The 2378-nt window shown below is 44.9% G+C and carries 4 protein-coding genes; 2 read left to right on the top strand and 2 right to left on the bottom strand.

Features of this window, described 5'->3' with window-relative positions; translation table 11 throughout:
- Nucleotides 1-44: 44 nt before the first annotated feature.
- Both T472_RS07150 and T472_RS07145 read right to left on the bottom strand, forming a co-directional pair.
- Nucleotides 45-359, bottom strand: coding sequence for a hypothetical protein (locus tag T472_RS07150; RefSeq protein WP_207643959.1), 315 nt, complete (start codon nt 357-359; stop codon nt 45-47).
- Nucleotides 360-498: 139 nt separating this feature from the next.
- Nucleotides 499-849: a hypothetical protein gene (locus tag T472_RS07145; protein ID WP_023387737.1), complete on the bottom strand. Its 351-nt coding sequence runs from the start codon at nt 847-849 to the stop codon at nt 499-501.
- Between the two features lie 275 nt (nt 850-1124).
- On the opposite strand from T472_RS07145, the gene T472_RS07140 reads away from it, so the two are divergent.
- Together T472_RS07140 and T472_RS07135 are read left to right on the top strand one after the other, a co-directional pair.
- The gene (locus tag T472_RS07140; protein WP_023387736.1) at nt 1125-1400 is read left to right on the top strand and encodes a DUF6465 family protein; all 276 of its coding nucleotides are present in this window, start codon (nt 1125-1127) and stop codon (nt 1398-1400) included.
- 67 nt (nt 1401-1467) lie between these two features.
- Nucleotides 1468-2292 carry a formamidopyrimidine-DNA glycosylase gene (locus tag T472_RS07135; protein ID WP_023387735.1) on the top strand — a complete coding sequence of 275 codons (825 nt, stop codon included), beginning with the start codon at nt 1468-1470 and terminating at the stop codon, nt 2290-2292.
- Nucleotides 2293-2378: the final 86 nt, after the last annotated feature.

The following is a 2378-nucleotide window of genomic DNA, read 5'->3' as shown; positions in this document are numbered from 1 at the left end:
ACAAAATTTTCTACACTCTCTATGAAATAACGGGATGGAACAGATTATTCTGTCATTCCATGGTGCATGCATTCGTCATGCTCCATCTCGATTACTTCCAGTTCACAATGCAGGAAGTGCATCACTTCATGCCTGTACATCGGGTCATCCTTTGCGATTCCCATGAAGGCTGAATAAGTCTCCATGTGCTTTGCAACCAGCTTCAGGATGTCGCCTGTCGGTCTGACTCCATGGGATTCGAGTATCTCGAATGCGATTGCTGGAGCAGCTGGCAGCGCCTTTTCGGATTTTTCAGCAGCAAATGCTGGGGTTGAAGCTATAAGAGTGAGTGCAAGTGCAAGTCCGGCAATTCTCTTCATCATATCTATCGTTTCCTTTTCTTCTGGTTTATTTTTCCTACACCCTTATGATAATGGGATATTATGGAGAAATTATGGAGAATTATGATGAATTTCAAGTGAAGGGATATTTTTGACATGATCTCGTTAAGTCGGAGTCTCAGGCATTGTTTTTCCATGACCTTTCCTCAAGAAGGTCATAGAACCTGTAAAGCTTCTGGACTCCCCATTCCAGCCTGAAGTAGTGGTTGACATAAGGTATGAGCATGAGGAGGAGAAGGAGCAGTAGTAAGGATAGGAAGATGTTATCTTCAAGGAGCAGGCATATCAGCGTAACCATCGAGATCATAGCGAAGGTAACTGTAACAATAAGGTGTATCAGCCTTTCATGCTGGAAAAAACCAATCTGTATGAGGAGGTTCTTCCTCAGAAGCTCCTTTTCCTGGGCGTCCAGGTCCCTGCTTGAAATTCCTTCAGCATAATTAAGGTATTCAATCATCCTTTTCTTCAAAATAATCACCTCCCTTAGATTATATACCCATAAGTGCGAACTGGTGAATGTTCCGGATTCTTGTGGCCAGGTATCTTAATACAATGACAAGAAGGTAAGAAACCATTCATGATTTTAGCGGGAATGAATTGAAAAATCTGATAATTTTCACCAGTGAATGATATAATACATGTAATCGGGATGGATTTCAAAAGACCCCCGATGAATGACAATAGTGAAGAAATGCCTCCGAAATCAAGGGCGGGGCAGTACAAAACATGCGAGGAGTGATTTGGTTGAAGGCACATGAGGAATTTGAAGCCGTTGAAAAAGCAGAGGAAGTCAAGAAGGTAAAGAAAAGCGGAGACAAGAAGAAGTCAAAGCATGAGTTCTATGTTGAGTACCAGGACAGGAAGTTCCAGGAGCAGGAGATACTGGACATGTTCTTCGAGGAATGGAAGAAGACAAGGAAAAAGAGCGAGATCAAGGACCTCAAGATCTACCTGAAGGTGGAGGAAGGCGTAGCCTACTGCGTTGTCAATGAGAGTGAAATGCTGGAGGTCAGGCCGTAGAATTATCGCTCACAGGCAACTTATTAATTGACTTAAGGTTTTGTCTGATCAGCATGGAGGTGGCAACATGCTTGAAATTCCTGAAAGCTATAGCATAAGCAGGCAGCTTGGCAACGAGATATCCGGTAAACGTATTGTAAGCGCTGCTGCAGGGCATTCACCGCATAAGTTCGCGTTCTATTCCGGTGACCCTGCAGGCTACGGGAAGCTGCTTGCTGGTAAAACAATCGGATGCGTTAACGCAGTCGCAGGCTTTGTGGAAATAGAAGCCGGAAATTACAGGCTTCTATTTGGTGATGGTGCAAATATCAGATACCACAGGCCCGGTGATACAATACCTGAAAAGCACCAGCTGCTGGCAGTCTTTGACGATGGCTCTGCAATTACATGCACTATACAGATGTACGGCGGAATCTGGGTATTTGAAGAAGGGAACCTGGACAACAAGTATTACAGGATAGCGAAGGAAAAGCCGAATCCGCTTACGGATGGCTTCAACCTGGAATACTTCATGGGTATGGCAAATGGTGAAAAAAGGAATCTGAGCCTGAAGGCGCTTCTGGCAACAGAGCAGAGGATACCAGGGCTTGGCAACGGAGTGCTTCAGGACATACTTTTCCATGCAGGCTTAAATCCCAGGACGAAGCTTTCAGATCTTGGACCTGACGGACTTGATATGCTCTTTTCAAGCACCAGGGACACTATAAGGCTGATGGCAAAGAAGGGTGGAAGGGACACAGAGAAGGACATCTATGGCAGAGAAGGCGGATACAGGACGGTGATGTCAGCTAAGAACCTTGGAGGACAGTGTCCAAGATGCGGTGGAAAAATCGTGAGGCAGGCATACATGGGTGGGAATGTGTACTTCTGCCCGTCTTGCCAGAAGATTTGAGAGCGGAATTGAAAATCCTTGCTTCTGCTGATGATTCTTGGCGGAACTGACTAAAAAAAAGATATAATAACTCAAACTTCGCACAA

This window comes from Youngiibacter fragilis 232.1, from assembly GCF_000495435.3.
Lineage (GTDB): Bacteria > Bacillota > Clostridia > Clostridiales > Clostridiaceae > Youngiibacter > Youngiibacter fragilis.
The sequence above is the reverse complement of the archived record's forward strand: the minus strand, read 5'-3'. Positions and strand labels throughout refer to the sequence as shown.

Coding starts and splice junctions, on each gene's coding strand:
- T472_RS07150 (WP_207643959.1), bottom strand. CDS start 359: ATGAAGAGAATTGCCGGACTTGCACTTGCACTCACTCTTATAGCTTCA.
- T472_RS07135 (WP_023387735.1), top strand. CDS start 1,468: ATGCTTGAAATTCCTGAAAGCTATAGCATAAGCAGGCAGCTTGGCAAC.